The organism is Sediminibacterium sp. FW305-C-269, assembly GCF_058231045.1.
Genome location: NZ_JBIQXQ010000001.1, coordinates 40,406 through 59,244, shown reverse-complemented (window position 1 = coordinate 59,244; position 18,839 = coordinate 40,406). Strand labels below are relative to the sequence as shown.

Genomic DNA, 18,839 nt, shown 5'->3' with positions numbered 1-18,839 from the left:
GAACCAACGCAACGCCTAGGGGTTATTATAACGGGATCTGCTCAATTACCCATTATTAATTACTAATCATCAATTTATCATATGCGTCCTGTACGTTTCAATATTCACCCGAAAGAACCCATGATCAGGGAGGCGGTTTCCATGGTAGATGCGCCCGAGGGTTATTCAGGAGAAGGTTTTTTTACCACCAAACTGAGCGATGTGGTGGGCCTGGCCCGCAAGAATTCCATGTGGCCCCTGCCTTTTGCCACTTCCTGCTGTGGTATTGAATTCATGGCAACCATGGCATCTCACTATGACCTGGCCCGTTTTGGTTCCGAAAGGGTGGGTTTCTCTCCCCGCCAGTGCGACCTGCTGATGGTGATGGGGACCATTGCCAAAAAAATGGGACCGGTACTGCGCCAGGTATACCTGCAGATGGCAGAACCCCGCTGGGTGATCGCCGTGGGTGCCTGCGCCTCCAGTGGCGGTATCTTTGATAGCTATAGCGTATTACAGGGGATCGATCAGATCATCCCTGTGGATGTATATGTGCCCGGTTGCCCGCCCCGCCCCGAAGCCATCCTGGATGGTTTTATGAAAGTGCAGGAGCTGGTAGGACAGGAAAGTATCCGCCGCAGAAACAGCGAGCAATACAAGGCGCTCATGAACGGATACGGAATAGAATAAGGGATGCCGGCGAAAGGGTGAATGAAACGCCCCATCGCCTTACAATAGTATAAATCCTTGTTGCCCGGTACGCCAGGTAACTTGAACCTGATAGAAATGGCCTTAACCAACGAAAGAATTCAACAACGACTGACCGAAAAATTCGGAGACGCTGTCTTCGGTTTTAAAGAGTCGTATGGCCTGCTCAGTTTTGAAGCAGCCAAAGAGAATAATCTGAAAGTGCTCCAGTTCCTGAATGACGACGAGGAACTGGGTTTTCATTTCCTGACCGATCTCTGTGCAGTCAACTATCCCGACCAGGCCGGTCGTGAACTGGCCGTGGTATACCACCTGCACAACCTGGCTGAGAATGTGCGCCTGCGTTTCAAAGTATTCACCGATATCCAGACACCGGATGTGTTCACCGCATCCAAGCTGTTCAACAGCGCCAACTGGATGGAGCGTGAGACCTATGATTTCTTCGGGGTGAATTTTGTGGGGCACCCGAACCTGAAGCGGATCCTGAATGTGGACGAGATGGACTATTTCCCGATGCGCAAGGAGTTCCCGCTGGAAGACCAGACGCGTATCGACAAGGACGATGAGATGTTTGGCCGTGGCTAGGGATCGAGAGTGTTGAGACGGGAACCGATCGTTCGTATCCCCCTCACTGACGATTCACGACTCACGAAAAGCTGCAAAGCGGACTGAACGTACCAGTGAGTGACATAACGAAGTTGATTAAAGATATATAGCTGATTATATAATGACAGAGCATCACCAACATATCAAACTGCCGGAAGGCTCGATAGAGAAACAGACCACCACGCTGAACGTGGGTCCTACGCACCCGGCCACACACGGTGTGTTCCAGAATATCATGGAACTGGACGGGGAGCGTATTGTATCTACAGAGTCAACGGTAGGGTATATTCACCGTGCTTTTGAAAAGATCGCCGAGCGCAGACCTTTGTACCAGATCACGCCGCTGACAGATCGTTTGAATTATTGCAGCAGTCCCATTAATAACATGGGATGGCATCTTACCTGCGAGAAGCTGCTGAACGTGAAAACACCCAAGCGGGTGGATTACCTGCGGGTGGTCATTATGGAGCTTGCCAGGATCGCAGACCACCTGATCTGTAACTCTATCGTAGGAGTGGATACCGGTGCCTATACCGGCTTCCTGTATGTGATGCAGTACCGCGAATTAATCTATGAGATATATGAAGAAGTATGTGGGTCCCGTCTTACTACTAATATTGGGCGTATTGGCGGCTTTGAAAGGAATTTCTCAAATACAGCGTTTACGAAACTCGAGAAATTCTTAAAAGAATATCCTTCCGTGCTGAAGGAGTTCGAGAACCTGTTCACCCGCAACCGCATTTTCATGGACCGTACCATGGGTACCGGGGCCATCAGTGCCGAGCGTGCCATGAACTATGGATTTACCGGACCGAACCTGCGTGCGGCCGGTGTTGACTATGATGTACGTGTGCACGCACCTTACAGCAGTTACGAAGATTTTGATTTCAGCATACCTGTTGGTAAAACAGGCGATAACTACGACCGTTTCCTGGTGCGCAATGAGGAAATGTGGCAGAGCCTGGGCATTATCCAGCAGGCTTACCAGAAGATACAGGCATTCAAAGGAGAGGAGGCAGAAGTATACCATGCCAATGTTCCCGAATACTACCTGCCTAAAAAAGAGGACGTATACACCAAGATGGAAGCCCTGATCTGGCATTTCAAGATCATCATGGGCGAAGTGGATATGCCGAAAGGGGAAGTGTATCATTCAGTGGAAGGCGCCAACGGTGAACTGGGTTTTTACCTGATCAGTGATGGAGGACGTGCCCCGTTCCGCCTGCATTTCCGCAGACCCTGCTTTATCTATTACCAGGCCTATCCGGAACTGGTGACCGGCGGTATGCTGAGTGATGCGATCGTAACAATGAGTAGTCTGAACCTGATCGCAGGTGAGATGGATGCATAAAACATGATTTGAAAATGTGGCAATTTGAAAATTACGGCTGTTGTTCTGCCGGTTTTCAAATTTTCAAATTTTCAAATTTTCAAATTTGAAAAATAGTATGTCGAAATTTTCAGAAACACAACTGGCCGAAGTAAAACGCCTCGTGGCACGTTATCCGGAAGGCAAGCAGAAAAGCGCTTTGTTGCCGGTACTGCACCTAGCGCAGGATACTTTTGGCGGATGGCTGAGTACCGAGACGATGGATTATGTGGCAGAGCTGCTGAACATCACACCTATTGAAGTGTATGAAGTGGCCACTTTCTACAGCATGTACAACCTGAAACCGGTGGGCAAGTACCTGTTCGAAGTTTGCCAGACGGGCCCCTGCATGCTGCGCGGCAGTGATGATATTGTTGCCTATATCGGAGAGAAACTGGGCATTAAACCCGGTGAGACAACCGCAGACGGTCTGTTCACTTTAAAAACGGTTGAGTGTCTGGGCGCCTGCGGTTATGCACCGATGATGCAGTTGGGTAAACATTACCGCGAACACCTGACAAAAGAAAAAGTGGATGTGATTATAGACGAGTGCAGGAAAAACGCAGCAACGAATAATTAATGTATTAAAAGATGCAGACAAGAGTTCAATTGGTATATAATGATGTTTGTACTGTTGGCATATTGAGTTTGCTTCTTTTCGAACGGGTTCATACAAGAGATTTTTTTTGGATAGGACTACTCATATACTTTTTGATAAGGCAGTTTATCGCACACAAAGAGTATTTCAAGGTGAATAAAAAAGTGTACTAAAAAAATGCGCATTAGCCAATTTGCTAATTCGCTAATCGAATACTATGGGTGTAAAATTATTACTGGAAAAAGCACATGTAGAAGGCATCCGCTCCTACGAAGTATACCGCCGCGAAGGTGGTTACCGCAGTGTGGAGAAAGCCCTGAAGACCATGAGTCCCGAAGCCATTGTAGAGGAAGTGAAGAAGAGTGGATTGCGTGGAAGGGGTGGTGCCGGGTTCCCTGCCGGTATGAAATGGAGTTTTATTGCCAAACCGGAAGGAGTACCCCGTCACCTGGTATGTAATGCCGATGAAAGTGAGCCCGGAACCTTCAAGGACAGGTACCTGATGGAGAACATCCCGCACCTGCTGATTGAAGGATTGATCGTGGCTTCTTTTGCATTGGGCAGTAATGATACATACATTTATATCCGTGGTGAATATGCGTGGATCGTGGATATCCTGGAACAGGCCATCGGCGAAGCCAAGGCCAACGGGTTCCTGGGGAAAAATATACTGGGTACCGGTTTTGATTGTGAAATACATGTACAACGTGGTGCCGGAGCCTACATCTGCGGAGAAGAGACCGCACTGATCGAATCACTGGAAGGTAAACGGGGTAACCCGCGCATCAAACCTCCGTTCCCGGCCATACAGGGATTGTGGATGCGTCCAACGGTGGTGAACAATGTGGAAACACTTTCTGCCGTGGTGCCTATCATCAATATGGGTGGAGAGGAATATGCCAAGATCGGCGTAGGTAAATCGACCGGCACCAAGCTGATCTCGGCCTGCGGTAACATCAACAAACCCGGTGTATACGAGATCGATATGACCATCTCTGTGGAAGAGTTCATCTACAGCGATGAATATTGTGGCGGCATTGCCAATGGTAAACGCCTGAAAGCCTGTATTCCCGGTGGTTCTTCTGTACCGATTCTGCCGGCTAACCTGTTATTGAAAACAGCCAAGGGTGAGACCCGTTACATGAACTACGAGAGCCTGAGCGATGGTGGTTTTGCCACCGGAACCATGATGGGATCGGGCGGTTTCATTGTACTGGATGAAGACCAGTGTGTGGTGAAGAATACCTACACATTTGCCCGCTTCTACCGCCACGAAAGCTGCGGACAGTGTTCACCCTGTCGGGAAGGTACCGGCTGGATGGAAAAATTATTACTGCGCCTGGATAAAGGACAGGGCAAGTCAAGCGATATTGATCTGTTGTGGGATATACAACGTAAGATAGAAGGAAATACCATCTGCCCCTTGGGTGATGCAGCGGCCTGGCCGGTAGCAGCAGCCATCAGGCATTTCCGTGATGAGTTCGAATGGCATGTGACCCATCCGGAAGAAGCGCAGAAAAGGAATTTTGGATTGGCGCATTATGCGGATCCGATCCATGTTCCTACCACAGCGTAAAAAACAAGGCACGCAGAGGCGCAGAGGCGCTAAGTGTGCCGGGATGAAAACAATGTTTTAGTGAATGGCAACAGTTGCGCCTTAGCGGCTTTGCGAGAAATAAAAAAGTATGTCGGAGCAACCCTTATTGAAAGTAACCATCGACAACATCACCATCGAGGTGCCAGCCGGGACCACCATCCTGAATGCTGCCCGTAAAATTGGTGGCGATGTGGCACCGCCTGCCATGTGCTATTACAGCAAATTGCAGGGCAGTGGTGGTAAATGCCGTACCTGCCTGGTAGAAGTGAGCAAAGGTTCTGAAAAAGATCCGCGCCCCATGCCCAAGCTGGTGGCATCCTGCCGTACCACGGTGATGGATGGCATGGAGGTGAAAAATATTACCAGCCCGAAAGTACAGGACGCACGCGCGGGTGTGGTGGAATTCCTGCTGATCAATCACCCGCTGGACTGCCCTATCTGCGACCAGGCCGGTGAATGTCACCTGCAGGACCTGAGTTATGAGCACGGTTCAGAAGGTACACGTTTCGAGTTCCAGAAAAGGGTATTCAAGAAACATGACCTGGGCCCTTATATCCAGCTGCACATGACACGCTGTATACTCTGCTACCGTTGTGTATTCACGGCGGACCAGCTTACGAATAAAAGAGAACATGGTGTACTGGACAGGGGAGACCATGCAGAGATCGCTACTTTCATTGAAAAGAACCTGGATAATGACTTTATCGGCAACGTGATCGATGTTTGCCCGGTAGGTGCTTTAACCGATAAGACCTTCCGTTTCAAGAACCGTGTATGGTTCCTGAAACCGATGAATGCACACCGCGATTGCCCCAACTGTTCCGGTAAAGTCACTTTATGGAACCGGGGAGAGGAAGTGTTCCGCGTTACCGCACGTAAGGACGAATGGGGTGAGGTGGAAAATACAGAGGATGGCAAGACTGCCTGGATCTGTAATACTTGCCGCTTTGATAAAAAGAAGACCAGCGATTGGGTGATAGAAGGACCGCGCGAGATCAACCGGCATTCCGTGATCTCACAGGGACATTATGCCGGTAAGATCGGTACTACCCAACCCAAGGAGACGTTTACCGCAGTGCATGATGGCCGACAGCCGAAACTGCTGATGGACATACACTCGGTGAGTGAAGTGAACCGTCCGAATATCGAACTGAGTTTGATCAACGGCCCGGCGCATTCCGCTGATTTTAATAAGAAGAAGGACTAATAGCTATATAACACATGACACTACTTGCTATTGATTGGATATTACTGATCGAAAAACTGATCCTGATCGCGATCATCGTGTTTGCGAGCCTGGGCATTGCCCTGTATACCACATTCGCAGAACGTAAAGTGGCGGCGATCCTGCAGGACAGGCCGGGTCCGAACCGTGCAGGCCCGTTCGGATTGTTCCAGCCCTTTGCGGATGGTCTGAAACTGATCATGAAAGAAGAGATCATTCCGAATACCGCGAATAAATTTTTGTTTGTACTGGGTCCCGGACTGGCCATGACGGCTGCCCTGATGACCTGTGCCGTGATACCCTGGAGCAGCCAGGTACACCTGTTCGACAGGACCATCGATCTGCAGGTGGCCGATATCAATATCGGTATCCTGTATGTGTTTGGTGTGGTGAGTATGGGCGTATACGGTATCATGATCGGGGGCTGGGCCTCAAACAACAAGTTCTCTTTGATGGCGGCATTACGTGGCGCATCACAGGCCATCAGTTATGAGCTGGCCATGGGCCTATCCCTCATCGCTGTTCTGATGCTTTCCGGATCTCTGAGTCTGAAGACCATTGTGGACCAGCAGATGGCCCCCGGCCACTTATGGAACGTAGCTTACCAGCCACTGGGTTTCCTGATCTTTTTCATCTGCGCACTGGCAGAGTGTAACCGTACACCATTCGATCTGCCCGAGGCGGAGAATGAACTGAACTTTGGTTACCACCAGGAATACTCATCCATGAAACTGGGTTTTTACCTGTTCTCTGAATATGTGAATATGATCATGAGCAGTGCCATCATGGCTTCCCTGTTCTTCGGCGGTTTTGATATTCCGTTCCTGGACGAATCCACACTGGCGCCCAACCTGGCGGCAGGACTGGGCGTACTGGCATTACTGGTCAAGATCGTGATCTTCATATTCGTGTTCATGTGGATCCGCTGGACCGTTCCGAGGTTCCGTTATGACCAGCTGATGAACCTGGGATGGAAGAAACTGATCCCCCTGGCTTTGGTGAATATGCTGATCACAGGTGCAGTGATCCTGTGGCTGCAGGGGAAATAGGCATTAACGGATGAACGGATCCCGGATCAATGAATACACCATCCGAGATCAGTGATCCGGGTTGGCTAAAAACGATAAATCATTTTGCAGGCCTGGCCTGCCAAAAGAAAGATAAACATGCAAGCATTAACGAACAGATCAAAAGAGGTAAGTCGCAAACCCATCAGTTTCCTGGAGAGTTTGTACCTGCCGGCTATTTTTAAAGGTATGGCCATCACATTCAGCCATATGTTCAAAAAGCAGCCTACGATTCAGTATCCTGAACAGAAACGCCCGTTCAGTCCCGTATTCCGTGGCCTGCACGTGCTGAACCGTGATGAGGAAGGCCGTGAAAGATGCACCGCCTGTGGTCTGTGCGCTGTGGCTTGTCCTGCAGAAGCCATTACCATGGAAGCTGCAGAACGGTTACCCGGTGAAGAGAACAAATACCGTGAAGAGAAGTATGCAGCCCGCTATGAGATCAATATGCTGCGTTGCATTTTCTGTGGTCTGTGCGAAGAAGCCTGTCCGAAAGACGCCATCTACCTGAGTGAGACTTTTGCACCGGCTAACTTTACGCGCAAAGGATTCATTTATGGCAAGAGCGACCTGCTGATCCCGGATCCGAAAACAGAACCGGAAGCATACGCGAAAGCATTGGGAAAAGGAGAAAAAACAACTGCATCACCGAATTGATAATTACTGATTGGTAATGAGTAATTGGAAAGCCAATGATAATTACTAATTATTAATTACTAACTACTAATTAATTATGAGTACGATAGAAATATTATTCTTTTTCCTCAGTGCACTTGCCGTTTTCAGTGCCATCATGGTGCTGGTGAGCAAGAACCCGGTGCATAGTGTGCTGTGGTTGATCGCCGTATTTTTTGCCATATCCGGCCACTATGTGCTGCTCAACGCGCAGTTCCTGGCCATTGTGAACCTCATCGTGTATGCGGGAGCCATTATGGTACTGTTCCTCTTTGTGATCATGCTGATGAACCTGAATTCGGAAACCGAACCCCAGAAACATATCTGGATGAAACTGGCCGGTGTGATCTCGGGAGGTTGTTTTCTGATGATGCTGATCTCGCTGGTACGCCAGGCCGTTGAAATGGGCGGACGCAAAGCCATGATGGCAGAAGGCGATATCGGCCTGATCAAAAACCTGGGTAAAGCGCTGTTCAGCGAATATGTGGTGCCGTTCGAGATCACCAGCGTACTGTTCCTGAGTGCGATGGTGGGAGCGGTCGTTATCGGAAAGAAGAATTAAAGAGATACCTGCCGCGGAAGGCTAGCCTGAATGCGGTAACAACATATAAAGATTATAAAACTGCGGTGCGCCAACAGCGTTCCGCACCAAGCAAAGAAAATGCCGATACAATATTATATCTATCTCTGTTTGACCCTGTTCAGCATCGGAATCATCGGTGTGCTGACAAGGCGTAATGCGATCATCGTATTCATGTGCGTGGAGCTGATGCTGAATGCAGTGAACCTGTTGCTGGTGGCTTTCTCAAAAATGCACCATGCCACAGCAGCTGTGGGAAACACTGCCACCACCACCGGGATCGAAGGACAGTTATTCGTATTCTTTATCATGGTAGTGGCTGCGGCGGAAGTGAGTGTGGGACTGGCCATCATCGTCATGATGTACCGGAATACGCATTCGGTGGATATTAACTTTTTGAACAGATTAAAAAACTAAACAACGCCCAATGCCGAATGCAGGCACAGGATACATACAATGTTCCGTGTTTCGCTGCCAGCTTTGAACGTTCAGACTGATTGATATGAGCAAACTTGTTTATTTAGTTCCATTGTTTCCCCTGCTGGGTTTCCTGATCAACGGGCTTGGCAGGAAGTCGATGTCAAAATCATTGATCGGTATCGTGGGCAGCGGTTCCATCCTGGCTTCCTTCGTGGTGAGCCTGCTGATCTTTTTTGATGTGAAAGCCACTGGCGGCAGCGTGGTTACCCTGTTCAACTTCATCAAGGTGGATAGTTTCACCATACCGTTCGCATTCCAGATAGACCAGTTATCGGCCCTGTTCCTGCTGATCATCACCGGTATCGGTTTCCTGATACACCTGTATTCTTCTGCCTATATGCACGAAGAGGAGCCACAGCATTTCGGCCGCTATTTTGCCTACCTGAACCTGTTCGTATTCTCCATGTTGCTGCTGGTATTGGGCGCCAACTACGTGATCATGTTCATTGGTTGGGAAGGGGTGGGTCTCTGCTCTTATCTGCTGATCGGGTTCTGGTTCAAGAACGATAACTATAACTACGCAGCCAAAAAAGCATTCGTGATGAACCGGATCGGTGATCTTGGGTTCCTGCTCGCATTGTTCTGGCTGTTGTTGAAACTGGGTACCGCCAGTTACGGTGATGTATTCGCCAATGTTTCCAAACTCAGCAGTTTCGATATCACTGCGATCACCCTATTATTGTTCGTAGGAGCCATGGGAAAAAGCGCACAGATCCCGCTGTATACCTGGTTGCCCGATGCGATGGCCGGTCCCACACCGGTATCGGCACTGATCCACGCCGCCACCATGGTAACGGCCGGTATTTACATGATCGCCCGCAGTAATATCTTATATACGCTGGCACCGGCAACCCAAACGCTGGTGGCGGTGATCGGACTGGCTACGGCCATTTTCGCTGCGACCATTGCACTGAAACAGAACGACATTAAAAAAGTGCTGGCTTACTCTACCGTTAGCCAGTTGGGATATATGTTCTTAGGCCTGGGCGTGGGTGCTTATACAGGCGCCGTGTTCCATGTAATGACGCATGCTTTCTTCAAGGCCCTGTTGTTCCTGGCAGCCGGTTCTGTGATACATGCCATGCACCATGAACAGGATATCCGTAAAATGGGCGGACTGAAAAAATACCTACCCATCACACATATCACTTTCCTGCTGGGTTGCCTGGCCATTGCCGGTATCCCTCCGTTCTCAGGTTTCTTCTCGAAAGATGAGATCCTGACCGCAGCTTTTGCACAGAATCCACTCTATTACTTTATCGGGGTGGCAGGCGCTTTGATGACCGCTTTTTATATGTTCCGTTTGTATACCCTCACTTTCCTCGGACAGTTCCGGGGTACACACGAACAGGAGCACCACCTGCATGAGAGCCCCTGGCAGATGACATTACCACTGATCGTACTGGCAATCCTGTCCGTAGTTGGCGGATGGGTGGGTATACCTGAAGTGTTTGCCGAGCATGCACATAGCCTGGAACATTTCCTGGCGCCGATCTTTGCGGAATCAGCCAAGCTGGCTGAGCAGCATCATCTATCAGCTTCACAAGAATACCTGATGATGGGGGCTTCCACCGCAGCGATCGTTGTGGTGATCCTGCTGGCCATCAACAGCTATAAAAAATACCAGGCCAGTGATGATGCAGCAGCTAGCGGCCTGGGTAAGGTACTCGAGAACAAATGGTATATCGATGAACTCTACGATGCCGTGGTGGTGAATCCATTGCACAGCATTGCCGGATTCTTCAAGAATATCATAGAGAAGAGCGGTATCGACGGACTGGTGAACGGAGTGGGCAAATTGGTGGGCTATGGTTCACGTCAGTTGCGCCTGGTGCAGAGCGGACAGGTGGGCAATTATATCCTCATCATGGTGTTGTGCATGGTGGTGTTCTTCCTGATCTGGTTCAACGATGCCACCATAGTTCGCTTTATCAGTAAATTATTTTAAACAGCTTGTTGCGTTAAAGAAAGCATATGATCCCTGTTTCACTCATATTGATCCCATTGATTACCGGACTGGCCGCTTTTTTCCTGAAGGGAGAAAATGCTGCCAAAAACTGGGCGCTGCTGTCTTCGGCGATCACGCTGGCCGTTGCAGTTGCCGGTATCTTTTACCTGCCCGCGCAGTATCTTTCTTATGATGCGGCCTGGTTACCCCAACTGGGCAGCCGTTTCAGCCTGATGACCGATGGTATGGGCAAGATGCTGGTGTTATTGACCACCCTCTCGTTCCCGGTGATCATAATCGCAACCGCTAAGAACCAGTATCAGAACCCGGGTAGTTTCTACGGTTTACTGCTGCTGTCGCAAACAGGTCTGCTGGGTGTGTTCCTGGCGGCAGATGCGCTGGTGTTCTATTTCTTCTGGGAGCTGGCGCTGGTGCCGGTCTATTTCCTCTGTTCGATCTGGGGAGGTGAAAAAAGGATCGCTGTCACATTCAAGTTCTTCGTGTACACTTTCCTGGGTTCACTGCTGATGCTGGCGGGTATCCTGTACCTGTATTTCCAGTCGGCCGACCATTCTTTCGCTTTACAATCGTTCTACCATATCAAACTGAGCATGGGCCAGGAGGCATTGATCTTCTGGTTGTTCTTCATCGCATTTGCGATCAAGATGCCGGTGTTCCCTTTCCATACCTGGCAGCCGGATGCGTATGAGCAATCACCTACGGCTGTTACCATGATCCTGAGCGGCGTCATGGTGAAGATGGGCATTTTTGCGTTGCTGCGCTGGTTGCTGCCGGTGTTCCCGCATGCTTCCGCACAATATGCGCATCTCATCATCATCCTTTCTGTGATCGGTATGCTGTATGCATCATTGATCGCCATCCGCCAGGATGATATCAAGCGTTTGATCGCCTACTCTTCTATTGCGCATATCGGGCTGATGAGTGCTGCGATATTTGCACATGAGCAGACCGGCCTGGAGGGAGTGATGATACAGATGTTCAATCACGGTATCAATGTGATCGGTCTCTGGATCGTGGCCGATGTGATCGAACAACAATTGGGAACCCGTAAGTTCAGCGACCTTGGCGGACTGGCACAAAAGGCCCCTGCCATGGCCATTCTGCTGGTGGTGATGGCATTGGCGAACATTGCCCTGCCGCTGACCAATGCTTTTGTGGGAGAATTCCTGATGTTCAACGGACTGTTCCGCTATAATATATGGATCGCAGCTATCGCCTGTATCAGTATCATACTGGCGGCAGTGTATACTTTGAATATGGTGCAGAAAGTATTGTATGGCAGCACTACGGCAGTTACAGAGAATGCCAGGGAGATCGGAGGTAATGTGCAGTGGATGCTGGCGATACTGGTGATCATCATCATTGCGCTGGGTGTGTATCCGCAGCCGATGATCGATCTGACAAAAGATACCGTTCACGCCATACTGGCTAATCGTTAATAATGAAATCGATCCGCAGCTGATCCTGCGGGTTCAAGATAAGTTTGTTTTATGAATGCAATCATAGTTTCTGCTTTATTGGGTGTGGTCATGATGTTCAGTGGCATCATTGTAAAGAACCGCTCTTACCATACGGTGATCGCAGCCGGTGGACTGTTGCTGTTGCTGTTGGCCAACCTGCTGAACAGTTATGGCATATGGGTGATCAAAGTGGATACCCATAACATGTTCAACTTTGAGCAATTCGGCATGTACTTCAATACCATTGCCATTGCTGCTACTTTGATCTATGTGTTACTGAGCGGTAAAGCGGTTGAGAAGATCAGCTCGTACAGCGCGGACTATTATGCCCTGATCTTTTTTGTGTTGTGTGGTGTTTCCATTCTTTCGGCCTTTAACAGCCTGCTGATCCTGTTCCTGGGTATCGAGATCCTGACCATTCCTTTGTACATACTCACCGGTGCCGATAAGCGCAACCTGAAAAGTAACGAAGCTTCTCTCAAATATTTCCTGATGGGATGTTTCTCTACAGGTATCATGCTGATGGGCGTTACCCTGATCTATGGTGGTACCGGAAGTTTCATACTGGGAGAGAGCAAAGTGCCCGAAAGCGCACTGATGCCCAAAACCTCATTCCTGGAGATCGCGGGTATGATCCTGCTGTTCGTCTCCATGTCTTTCAAAGTATCCGCTGCGCCCTTCCATTTCTGGACACCTGATGTGTACGATGGGGCACCCGGCGTATTCACTTCATTTATGGCCACCATCGTAAAAGCGGCCGGATTCATTGCATTCGTGCGCCTGTTCGACCAGCATACAGAATTACTGGGCCCCAGCTGGAAGATTCTGCTGTCGTTCGTGATCATCGCCACACTGCTTGTCGGTAACATCACGGCGGTGTTCCAGCAGAGTGTGAAACGGATGTTGGCTTACTCGTCCATTGCACAGGCTGGGTTTATGTTGTTCTCTTTGTACGGCGCCAATGATTTTGCGAGGGAAGGTATTCTCTTGTATTCTTTTGCCTACAGCCTGGCTACCATCGGCATTTTTGCTGTACTCATCAAAATGAAGGATTATACTTTTGAGGGTTTCAACGGACTTGCCCAAACACAGCCGGTACTGGCATTGTCTACGGCCATCTGCCTTTTGTCATTGGCCGGTATCCCGCTGACTGCGGGTTTCTTTGCCAAATACTATATGCTGGCTTCTGCGGTAAAAGCCGGAGGCTCTTTATGGTTGGTAGTGATTGCCGTACTGTTTGCTGCGGTAAGCGTGTACTACTATTTCCGTGTGATCCAGGCCATGTACTTCAAAGAGGGCGAACCCGAAACCGAAGAGATCACCGGACCATTTAAAGCGGGCCTGCTGGTAGTGGCCGCACTGGTGATCCTGGTCGGCATATTCCCTTCCTTGGTCCTGAACTGGTTCTATTTTTAACCGCTCCTCACATTTCTTGCCTTGGGATGGCCATGTTCGGCAATCTCAATTATCTTTATAAGGTTGATCATTGGAGGAACCCTTATGAATGGCATGACTACCCTGGATTCCCTTACCCTGGCATGGCGTACGGTTCGCAGCAATAAATTGCGTACCGGTATCACTGTGGCCATTATTGCCTTTGGTATCATGGCCCTGATCGGCATTATTACGGCCATTGAAGCCATGAATCAAAGTTTGCGGGAGAGCTTTACCTCCATGGGTGCCAACGCATTCAGTATCCGCTACAAAGACTCAAGGGTTAGAATGGGTGGCGGTAATAGACAGTCATTTACTAAAACGAAACGGGGCAGACGGGAAAAGAAATCCAACCTCGATAAACCCATCCGTAAAGAAGAGGCTGAATTCTTCAAAAAGAATTTTAACTATCCCGGTGCACAGGTCAGTATTTATCGTCGCGGCCCTGGCGCGCAGGAAGTGCATTATGGCGATAAAAAAACCAATCCGCAGATCACCTTGTGGGGAGGCGATGAGAATTATCTTTCCGTGAACGGTTATTCTGTCCAGTTGGGACGTAACCTGAACAACCTCGATATTGAAAGCGGTCGCAGCGTGTGTTTGCTGGGCAGCAATGTGGCCACGAAACTGTTTGGCGACAAACCCGAGAAATGTATCGATAAAGTGATCCGTGTGGGCAGTCTGCCTTACCGTGTCATCGGTCTCCTGAAAAGCAAGGGCTCCAGTGCTATGATGCGGCAGGATGATATGATCCTCACTTCCTACACCAATGTCCGCCGTTTCGAGAATGCCAATCCTTCCTACCTGGTGGGTGTGATGGTGAGCAATGTGAAGGAACTTGATGTGGCATCGGATGAAGCCACTTCTGTTTTCCGCGCCGTTCGTAAACTGGAACCGGTGGAAGAAGTGAACTTCGTTATTGAGCGCAGCGATAAGTTCGCGGAAATGTTCATCGGGTTCCTCAGCAGCATCACCGGATCTGCCGGAGCCATTGGCCTGATCACCCTCATCGGTGCAGCCATCGGCCTGATGAATATCATGCTGGTTGCGGTGAATGAACGCACCAAGGAAGTAGGCCTGATCAAAGCCATCGGTGGTAAGAGCAAGAATGTACGCCAGCAATTCCTGTTCGAAAGTATGATCATCAGCCTGCTGGGCGCACTGTTCGGGATCCTCCTGGGTGTGCTGGTAGGTAACCTGTTCTCCATCGTATTGAAGACCGGTTTCGTAGTACCCTGGATGTGGGTACTCATCGGTATCATCATCTGTTCCGTAGTAGGCCTGGCCGCCGGTATCTACCCCGCCATGAAAGCCGCCCGCCTGAATCCGATCGTGGCATTGCGATATGAGTAGTAAGTAGTAAGTAGTAAGTAGTAAGTGGTAAGTGGTAAGTGGTAAGTGGTAAGTAGTAAGGGATGCCTGTATTGCGGTGCTATTGCCCATTCACCATTGCCCATTCACCATGAGAGCCCATATGTCATAACTACCCACTCACCACTCACGATTGACGACTCACGATTCTCAACAACCCGTCATTTCTTAAAGAACAACTTCAGTTTCTCGTTGATATAATATTTCAGGTCCTCTTCGGATCTGTTCTTGCGGAGCCAATCGCTGGTGGGGCGGTATTGTTGCATGAACTGTTGTAACTCTTCATTCTTCAAGCCACTGTATTGAGTGACCAGGGAAGCAGGAAAACGATAGTTGATATAGGCTTCCTTCTCATTGGTCTCAAAAAAAGCGAAGGCTTTGCGTTTGTTCTTCTCGTGCCTGGAAAAACGATCCAGGTTCAGTGCAATGCCAGCACCCGAATTGGCCTGTGATACGGTTGGGATGGTATAGTTGACAATGTCCTGCAGAAAGTCCTTTCTTCTTTCAATACTGTCCAGCTGATAACGGCTCATGCCTTTTGCTGTAACAGTTACATTGCCGAGGTTATGCGCTAATGGACTCAGTAACAAACTCAGGGTATCCTGCAGCAGCAACTGGTTGCTGTAATGGATCGTATCAAAATGGTAACCTACCGCGGCAAAGGACAGTACCTGGTTTTCTGCCAGTTCTATCTTAAAACGGCCGGTAGTGCTTGTCATCACTGTGGTTTGGGTGTTCAGGTTGGTCACACTGGCCAGTACAATGGGTTCACGGGTAATACTATCCCTGAGGTAACCCCAGCGTTCATTTTTTTTCTGTGCGTTGGCCATCAATCCGGTCAGCAGTAACAGAAGTCCAATACAATATTTCATAAACAGCATTTGTACAAAGGTACGTCATCGTTGCTGCTGTTACGGTAACATGAAAAAGTCCCGCCATTTGGCGGGACTTTTTTAACAATCAGGTCGGGTCTGTTGTGCAACAGCTGACCTTATTTTATTTGGGATCCAGTGCTTTTTTGATTTTTTCAGACAGGTCCTGCAGATGAATCTTACTCATACGGTCGGTGGCAGAAGCCGCAGCGGCTGATACCTGAGAACGTAACTGAACCAGCTGGGCACGGGCAATGCTGTACACATCGCTGCGGTTGGTTAAACCGGTGGCGTATGGGTTAGGACGTCCACCTGCACCAGGGAAGCTGATGGTCATGGTAGCAGTGGTTGCCGGTGGATTGATCAGGTTATCCAGTTTGTCTACATAACTCTTCTGCAACATCCTGCGGTAACCGTCAATGGCTTTGTTGGACTTCAGTTCGCTGAACAGATCGGCCTGTAATTCACTGAGCATATCCAGGGCGCTGTAGGCCTTATCGGCACCAAAACGCTCTACGCAATATTGCATGCGGTTCAGCCTGTCGCCGGAAAGAATACCTGCCAAAGCAGATTCCTGTGCACTGGCAATTGGGTCAACTGTTCCGGGAGGGTTGATCTTGTCCCAGATCTTTTTGTCGATCAGCCATTTCGGGGTCTGGAACAGCTGCCTGTTCAGGAAGCCCAATGCATCGCGCTGCATGGTTTTGGGAGTGATCTCATATACGGGTTCATCCTGCTCGGCAGTTTTGAAGGTCTCGTATACGCCACCGATGTTACGGGAAACATGACCCACATACCTGCGGAACTGGCCCAGTAACTGACCATACATTTCTTCAATATTGTCGTTCAGGTCAGCTTCTTCCTTGGTCCACTCAGGCAGTTTTACCAGGATGCGCTGCAGGTTCTTCACGCCATAGTCACTGGCTACCACAGCGTTATCACTCAGGTCTTCGCTCTGGCTTCTGGGATCCGCCTGATTACCAGATTCGTAAGTGCCAAACCAGGTGCGTGGATTGCTTTTCAGGGTCTCGGTGATCAGCTTGCTGCTGTTCTTTTTCACTTCTTCCTCAGAATTGCCGGGGATATAGCCATAACCCCATTTCATAGCCCACTGATCGTAGTCGCCGATGCGGGGGTACAGGCCCTCCTTGCTGATATTGTCTTCCGGCTGTGCCACGTAGTTGAAACGGGCATAGTCCATGATAGAAGCGGTGTGACCGTTGGCTTCCACCCAGGCTTTGTCGCGCAGTTTGGCTACCGGGGTCTTGCTGCTGCTTCCCATGTTATGGCGCAGACCCAGCGTATGGCCTACTTCGTGAGAAGAAACAAAACGGATCAGGTCGCCCATCAGCTCGTCGTCAAATTTCATTTTGCGGGCGCGTGGGTCTACGGCAGCGGTCTGTACCATGTACCAGTCGTGCACCAGTTTCATCACATTGTGGTACCAGCCAATATGGCTTTCCAGGATCTCACCGCTTCTGGGGTCGTGTACGTTGGGGCCGTAAGCGTTCTCAGTGCTGGAAGCAAAATAACGGATCACGGAATAACGGGCATCTTCCATGCTCATGGTGCTGTCGTTCTCAGGCCATTCCTTACCCATGATGGCGTTCTTGAAACCGGCTTTCTCAAAAGCTTTCTGCCAGTCGTTCACACCCAGGATCAGGTGTTTTCTCCACTGTTTGGGCGTAGCGGGATCGATATAATAAACGATGGGTTTCTTGGGTTCCACCAGTTCACCTCTTTTCCATTTCTCCACATCTTCGTCTTTGGGTTCCAGTCTCCAGCGAACGGCAAATTCCTTGTTCTCCACTTTCTGCTGGTCATCGCTGAACAGAACATAATCGTCTGTAAAGAAACCTACCCGTTTGTCGGCAATGCGCGGCGTCATGGGTTTCTCAGGCAATAACAGCAGGGAGGTATTCAGTTCCAGGGTAACGGCACCGGCTGCATTGGCAGCAGGAACGCTGGTACCACCGGGTATGCTGATAGCGCCGAAGCTGGTACCGCCCGGAGTGGCTGTAAAGGTCTTCACCGTACGTACCTCCACATTGATCGGGTAGGGGGCCAGTTTCTGGATATAGGACCTGTCTGGAGCGATCTGTGCCAGTCCCAGGCTCCTTTTCACACCACTGTTGATGCTTACCACCTGGTTGTCACCTTTGAAGAAATCGGTCACTTCGATCACTACAGCGGAACTGTCTTTTGAGAAAGCAGCGATCGGGAAAGCGGCCGTGATGGCATTCAGGTTGGAATTGGAAACGGCTTTGTAGATATCGTCTTTAGGGTCAGCGGCATTCACCAGCGTGATCACGCGGAGAAAGATGTTGTTGCTGGGTCCTTTTTCAAAAGCCAGTGTTTGCTGGTTGGCGATCTCACCACCGTATACACCGCGTCCGCCGCCATTGGCAGGCACTTTGATGTAACGGGTCACCGCCAGGATCTCGCGGCCCAGCAGGGCATTGCTGATCTCGAAATAGTACTTGTCCTCCACCTTGTGAACGGTGAACATGCCTTTTTTGGATACGGCTTTATCGGTGATTACTTCACGGTAAGGACGGGGTGTTTGTCTGGCGGCACCGGCAGCCTGGCCAAAAGCCGCGCCCAGTGCCCCTCTGGCTCCACCACCATTGGGGATCGAATCTCTCTGTTGGGCAGTGGCCAGGGTTCCGGCCAGTAATGCCACAACTAACAGTTGTTGTTTCATAAGCAGTAAGAAATAGTTTAAGATGAATCCTTAAAGATAAGTGTCCCGGGCAAAAAAGGAACAAATTAGATTGGCTGATATATGAATGGTGGAAGGTGGTTTTTTGTCGGTGAAAAACTTAGGGGGATAAGGGGTTATGCAGTAT

The 18,839-nt window shown here is 49.7% G+C and carries 16 protein-coding genes; 14 read left to right on the top strand and 2 right to left on the bottom strand.

Annotated features, from left to right (window positions below):
- Positions 1–81 precede the first annotated feature (81 nt).
- From ACH3Y6_RS00265 to ACH3Y6_RS00200, 14 genes are all read left to right on the top strand, one after another.
- Positions 82–669 (top strand): NADH-quinone oxidoreductase subunit B, encoded by a 588-nt coding sequence (locus tag ACH3Y6_RS00265; RefSeq protein WP_490833554.1) that lies wholly within the window; start codon positions 82–84, stop codon positions 667–669.
- A 96-nt stretch (positions 670–765) separates the two neighbouring features.
- Positions 766–1,272 (top strand): NADH-quinone oxidoreductase subunit C, encoded by a 507-nt coding sequence (locus ACH3Y6_RS00260; protein ID WP_490833553.1) that lies wholly within the window; start codon positions 766–768, stop codon positions 1,270–1,272.
- 142 nt (positions 1,273–1,414) lie between these two features.
- Positions 1,415–2,644 carry an NADH-quinone oxidoreductase subunit D gene (locus ACH3Y6_RS00255; RefSeq protein WP_490833552.1) on the top strand — a complete coding sequence of 410 codons (1,230 nt, stop codon included), beginning with the start codon at positions 1,415–1,417 and terminating at the stop codon, positions 2,642–2,644.
- 97 nt (positions 2,645–2,741) lie between these two features.
- The gene (locus tag ACH3Y6_RS00250; protein WP_490833551.1) at positions 2,742–3,242 is read left to right on the top strand and encodes an NADH-quinone oxidoreductase subunit NuoE family protein; all 501 of its coding nucleotides are present in this window, start codon (positions 2,742–2,744) and stop codon (positions 3,240–3,242) included.
- Positions 3,243–3,477: 235 nt separating this feature from the next.
- Complete coding sequence (gene nuoF, locus ACH3Y6_RS00245; RefSeq protein WP_490833550.1) at positions 3,478–4,836, top strand: NADH-quinone oxidoreductase subunit NuoF; 1,359 nt, start codon at positions 3,478–3,480, stop codon at positions 4,834–4,836.
- A gap of 109 nt (positions 4,837–4,945) precedes the next feature.
- Complete coding sequence (locus ACH3Y6_RS00240) at positions 4,946–6,064, top strand: NADH-quinone oxidoreductase subunit G (protein ID WP_490833549.1); 1,119 nt, start codon at positions 4,946–4,948, stop codon at positions 6,062–6,064.
- A gap of 14 nt (positions 6,065–6,078) precedes the next feature.
- The gene (nuoH, locus tag ACH3Y6_RS00235) at positions 6,079–7,131 is read left to right on the top strand and encodes an NADH-quinone oxidoreductase subunit NuoH (protein WP_490833548.1); all 1,053 of its coding nucleotides are present in this window, start codon (positions 6,079–6,081) and stop codon (positions 7,129–7,131) included.
- 117 nt (positions 7,132–7,248) lie between these two features.
- Complete coding sequence (gene nuoI / locus ACH3Y6_RS00230; protein WP_490833547.1) at positions 7,249–7,806, top strand: NADH-quinone oxidoreductase subunit NuoI; 558 nt, start codon at positions 7,249–7,251, stop codon at positions 7,804–7,806.
- A 76-nt stretch (positions 7,807–7,882) separates the two neighbouring features.
- Positions 7,883–8,386: an NADH-quinone oxidoreductase subunit J family protein gene (locus ACH3Y6_RS00225; protein ID WP_490833546.1), complete on the top strand. Its 504-nt coding sequence runs from the start codon at positions 7,883–7,885 to the stop codon at positions 8,384–8,386.
- 99 nt (positions 8,387–8,485) lie between these two features.
- Positions 8,486–8,821 (top strand): NADH-quinone oxidoreductase subunit NuoK, encoded by a 336-nt coding sequence (gene nuoK / locus ACH3Y6_RS00220; protein WP_490833545.1) that lies wholly within the window; start codon positions 8,486–8,488, stop codon positions 8,819–8,821.
- An 85-nt stretch (positions 8,822–8,906) separates the two neighbouring features.
- A complete protein-coding gene (gene nuoL, locus ACH3Y6_RS00215) occupies positions 8,907–10,832 on the top strand; it encodes an NADH-quinone oxidoreductase subunit L (RefSeq protein ID WP_490833544.1) in 1,926 nt (641 codons plus the stop codon).
- A gap of 26 nt (positions 10,833–10,858) precedes the next feature.
- Positions 10,859–12,292, top strand: coding sequence for a complex I subunit 4 family protein (locus tag ACH3Y6_RS00210; protein ID WP_490833543.1), 1,434 nt, complete (start codon positions 10,859–10,861; stop codon positions 12,290–12,292).
- A gap of 51 nt (positions 12,293–12,343) precedes the next feature.
- Positions 12,344–13,729: an NADH-quinone oxidoreductase subunit N gene (locus ACH3Y6_RS00205; RefSeq protein WP_490833542.1), complete on the top strand. Its 1,386-nt coding sequence runs from the start codon at positions 12,344–12,346 to the stop codon at positions 13,727–13,729.
- Between the two features lie 93 nt (positions 13,730–13,822).
- The gene (locus ACH3Y6_RS00200) at positions 13,823–15,100 is read left to right on the top strand and encodes an ABC transporter permease (protein WP_490833541.1); all 1,278 of its coding nucleotides are present in this window, start codon (positions 13,823–13,825) and stop codon (positions 15,098–15,100) included.
- Between the two features lie 179 nt (positions 15,101–15,279).
- On the opposite strand, the gene ACH3Y6_RS00195 is transcribed toward ACH3Y6_RS00200, so the two are convergent.
- Together ACH3Y6_RS00195 and ACH3Y6_RS00190 are read right to left on the bottom strand one after the other, a co-directional pair.
- On the bottom strand, positions 15,280–15,990 hold the full coding sequence (locus ACH3Y6_RS00195) for a hypothetical protein (RefSeq protein WP_490833540.1): 711 nt from the start codon (positions 15,988–15,990) through the stop codon (positions 15,280–15,282).
- A gap of 124 nt (positions 15,991–16,114) precedes the next feature.
- Entirely contained in the window at positions 16,115–18,694 is a 2,580-nt protein-coding gene (locus tag ACH3Y6_RS00190; protein WP_490833539.1) for a zinc-dependent metalloprotease, read from the bottom strand.
- Positions 18,695–18,839 lie beyond the last annotated feature (145 nt).

What these genes read in the sequence shown, in the direction of transcription:
- ACH3Y6_RS00265 (WP_490833554.1), top strand. Translation starts at nt 82, where the DNA reads ATGCGTCCTGTACGTTTCAATATTCACCCGAAAGAACCCATGATCAGG.
- ACH3Y6_RS00260 (WP_490833553.1), top strand. Translation starts at nt 766, where the DNA reads ATGGCCTTAACCAACGAAAGAATTCAACAACGACTGACCGAAAAATTC.
- ACH3Y6_RS00255 (WP_490833552.1), top strand. Translation starts at nt 1,415, where the DNA reads ATGACAGAGCATCACCAACATATCAAACTGCCGGAAGGCTCGATAGAG.
- ACH3Y6_RS00250 (WP_490833551.1), top strand. Translation starts at nt 2,742, where the DNA reads ATGTCGAAATTTTCAGAAACACAACTGGCCGAAGTAAAACGCCTCGTG.
- nuoF (WP_490833550.1), top strand. Translation starts at nt 3,478, where the DNA reads ATGGGTGTAAAATTATTACTGGAAAAAGCACATGTAGAAGGCATCCGC.
- ACH3Y6_RS00240 (WP_490833549.1), top strand. Translation starts at nt 4,946, where the DNA reads ATGTCGGAGCAACCCTTATTGAAAGTAACCATCGACAACATCACCATC.
- nuoH (WP_490833548.1), top strand. Translation starts at nt 6,079, where the DNA reads ATGACACTACTTGCTATTGATTGGATATTACTGATCGAAAAACTGATC.
- nuoI (WP_490833547.1), top strand. Translation starts at nt 7,249, where the DNA reads ATGCAAGCATTAACGAACAGATCAAAAGAGGTAAGTCGCAAACCCATC.
- ACH3Y6_RS00225 (WP_490833546.1), top strand. Translation starts at nt 7,883, where the DNA reads ATGAGTACGATAGAAATATTATTCTTTTTCCTCAGTGCACTTGCCGTT.
- nuoK (WP_490833545.1), top strand. Translation starts at nt 8,486, where the DNA reads ATGCCGATACAATATTATATCTATCTCTGTTTGACCCTGTTCAGCATC.
- nuoL (WP_490833544.1), top strand. Translation starts at nt 8,907, where the DNA reads ATGAGCAAACTTGTTTATTTAGTTCCATTGTTTCCCCTGCTGGGTTTC.
- ACH3Y6_RS00210 (WP_490833543.1), top strand. Translation starts at nt 10,859, where the DNA reads ATGATCCCTGTTTCACTCATATTGATCCCATTGATTACCGGACTGGCC.
- ACH3Y6_RS00205 (WP_490833542.1), top strand. Translation starts at nt 12,344, where the DNA reads ATGAATGCAATCATAGTTTCTGCTTTATTGGGTGTGGTCATGATGTTC.
- ACH3Y6_RS00200 (WP_490833541.1), top strand. Translation starts at nt 13,823, where the DNA reads ATGACTACCCTGGATTCCCTTACCCTGGCATGGCGTACGGTTCGCAGC.
- ACH3Y6_RS00195 (WP_490833540.1), bottom strand. Translation starts at nt 15,990, where the DNA reads ATGAAATATTGTATTGGACTTCTGTTACTGCTGACCGGATTGATGGCC.
- ACH3Y6_RS00190 (WP_490833539.1), bottom strand. Translation starts at nt 18,694, where the DNA reads ATGAAACAACAACTGTTAGTTGTGGCATTACTGGCCGGAACCCTGGCC.